Below are 2,979 nucleotides of genomic sequence, written 5' to 3' on the forward strand. Positions count from 1 at the left end.
CCCCACCGTCCGCCCCTCCAACTGCGCGTGCCCGCCCACCCGCATCGCCGCGAACAGCAGCACCCGCCGCTCGACGGGAATCGTGCCCAGGATCTGCGTCTGACGCCCCATCATCGCCCCGGCGAACGCGGGCGCCGAGAGATGCGAGACGCTCCGGCTGCGGGTGGTCGCGCCGGGGTGCGCCGCCCGTAGCGTGCGGTACACGGCGGTGGCGAAGTCGTCGTCGTACAGGCGCAGGACGACACGCAGGTCGGGCCGTACGGAACGCCCGTACAGCACCGCCTCCAGGTTCGTCGTGTCGGCGCTGGTGAGAGCGAGGAGAGCCTGCGCGCGGTTGATCTTCGCGGCCTCCAGGACGCCCTCCTGGGTCACGTCACCCAGCACCACCGGCACCCGCAGCCGCCGCGCCGTCGCGAGCCCGCGCGCCTCGGGATCCGCCTCGACGCACACCACCGGGATGTTGAGTTCGCGCAGCCGGGTCAGCACCCGCGTACCGATCTTGCCGAGTCCGAGGAGCACCACATGCCCGCTCAGCCCGCGCGGCGGCTTCCGTACCGCCGACCCGCTGCGGAACGTACCGAGCGCCTCGAGGACAGCGGCCAGCAGCACCGGCAGGAGCAGCAACCCGACCAGCCCGGACAGGAGTTGGAGGATCTGGCGGGACATCGGGGCTCCGAGCGCCGGGTCGTTGATGGCGAACAGGTCCAGGAGGGTCAAGTACGTGGCGTGGACGGGGTGTTCGCCCGTCGCGAGCGTCAGCGCGACCGCGAGGGCGATCACGCACCCGACCATCCCGGCCAGCGACCACCGCAGCCGCCGCGAGAACAGCGAGGCGAACGGAGGCACCACGCCCCGCCCCCGCCCGTTCGACATCGACGTCCCGGAGTACGTGTACGCCACCTGCTGGAGTACGACCGTCCCGCGCCCGGTCGCCGCCGCCACCGCCGCCTCGTCGGGGAGCAGCCGGGGCCCCTGGGCGCCGCTGCTCTCGGAGCCGTCGGCGCCGGCCGGGTCGCTGCTCGTGGTGGAGAGCAGGGCGAGCGTGTACAGGCCCGGGTCGGCGACCTCGCCCGGCGCGGGCGGCTGGCGTTCCACCGCGCGCAGCAGCAGCCCGTCGGTCTGAACGACCTTGCTGGTACCGGTGATCGCGGTGGCGGCGAGGGCCGGGGCGGCGGTGTCGGCGTCGGACAGGACGGTGGTCGACGCGTCGAAGCCGTGGCCGGAACCGCCGCCGGCGTCACCCGTACCGTCGATCGCCGCCGACAACACCGATGCCTGGTCGAGGAGTTCCTCGATGTGCTGGCCCAACCTCCGGTTGTAGAGCCGGAGTACGAGGCGGAGTCGTGGATTGAGGCGACGGGCGGTGAGCGCGGCGCGGATGTTCGTCTCGTCGTCGTCGTACACGAGGGCCAGGGCCGCGGCCCGCTCCGCACCCGCCTCGGCGAGCACGGCCTCGGTCGCCTCGACGGCCTCCAACATCCCTTCGTGCGGCCCGGGTTGACCGCTGGGAGCCCCGCCGGTGGTCCCGTTGCCCGCCGCCCGGTTGACGGCCGCGGACATCCGGTCGAGCAGCGCCGACGCGGTCCCGGCGGCCCGTACGACCACCGGCGGCCGGATGTTCCGCTCCGAGGGCGGGACGACGAGGGTGACCTGCTCGCCGTACACGTTGCGGAGTTCGTGGGCCAGCCGGTGCGCGAGCCCGTCGTCACCGCACACGATCATGTGCGCGGCGGGATCGCCCGCCCCCGGACCGCTCGGCCCGCTCTGACTCGGAAGGTTCCCCAGGATCGCCACAAGGGAAAAGACTGCCTCACCGGGACGGGTGGTTCCCGGCCGGGGCCGGTGCGGCAATCATGAACCCATGGCGTGTCCCCCGCTGGGCACTGAGGACTTCACCGACCTACTGCGCCGTTGAACACGCGGACACCGACGGGGTGTTGACGCTGCTGGTGGGCAGTGACGCCGTCCGTTTCAACCGCGCCTTCGGCACCTTCGGACTCGACGTGCGCGCTCTGCCTACGAGGGTTCGAACGGAAGCGGGATCTGTTCCGCGGCCGGTCCCAAGTACGTGTACTCCGTGGACCTCGCGATGCCCACGGAGTCCAGCCCCTGCCGGAAGCGGACCCGGAAGTGGACGTTGTCCCCGAGGCCGGGTCGCATACGTCGCCTTCCGTGTCCGGGCCGGTCAGGCGGAGCTGAAGCTCTTCGTCGAGCCGGGCATCCGGTGCGTACTCGTGTACCGCTGCGAGGCGGCTTGCCCGATGGTCCGCCTCGATCTCCTCGTCTTCCCTGTCCTCGATGCCCATCTCGTCGAGGAGACGCGCCGTATTCTCGGCCGCGCCCGGGTCGTTCCTCAGGAGCGCGCGCCTGCGCTCACGCCAGCTGTCGCCGCTCACAGTCGCACCTCCAGATATCCACGTGCCGGGGCGGCACTGTCCTCCGATGGTGAGCGGTCACGCTGGTCGGGCAGCCGACAACGCTGCCACCAGTCGTCCCACACACCCCGTATGAAGAGGGATTCATCCTGGCCGGTTGGCGACTGAGCCGCAGAGGGCTGCGGGCAATGGGCCTGTCTCCGCGCAGTCACGGCAGAGGCCGGGTTGGGGCGAGCGGAAGCCGCGGTCACAGCCGTCGCAGTTCCGGAGCGGGTGTCGGACGCGGAGGGGCTCCGTCTGTGTGGCAGGGCTCCTGAACGGCGCCGGGGGCGGTAGCTGGGCTGTGAGGCGGTGGGCCAGGAGGGCGGCTGGGCGGCGCATGCCTTCGGGTGGGAGGTCGCTGACCAGTGCGTGCCGTACGGCGGTGGGGCTGGCGTCGCGCTCCAGCCAGGCGGCGACTCCGGGGGCGAGGTGGGCGGTGTCGCAGGCGGAGAGGAGCAGGTCGGGGTCGTGGCGGCGGAGTCCGGCGAGGAGGTCGGTGGCGGCCTGGAGGAGGACCGGTCCCTTGTACGAGGGCTGCGGTACGGCGGGGAGGGGCTTGCGC

Annotated in this window: 2 protein-coding genes and 1 pseudogene; all 3 read right to left on the reverse strand. The window is 72.3% G+C overall.

The genetic code is table 11. From position 1 onward, the window contains the following. A partial coding sequence (locus ADL01_RS19035) for a potassium channel family protein (protein ID WP_107090932.1) occupies window positions 1-1,722 on the reverse strand: 1,722 nt, incomplete at its 3' end. Window positions 1,723-2,016: 294 nt separating this feature from the next. Next, complete coding sequence (locus ADL01_RS44785) at window positions 2,017-2,160, reverse strand: hypothetical protein (RefSeq protein ID WP_159049572.1); 144 nt, start codon at window positions 2,158-2,160, stop codon at window positions 2,017-2,019. Window positions 2,161-2,519: 359 nt separating this feature from the next. Then, window positions 2,520-2,979 (reverse strand): annotated as a pseudogene (locus tag ADL01_RS42220) (helix-turn-helix domain-containing protein); the annotation flags it as partial.

The organism is Streptomyces sp. NRRL WC-3618, assembly GCF_001280005.1.
In the GTDB taxonomy this organism is placed as follows: Bacteria; Actinomycetota; Actinomycetes; order Streptomycetales; family Streptomycetaceae; genus Streptomyces.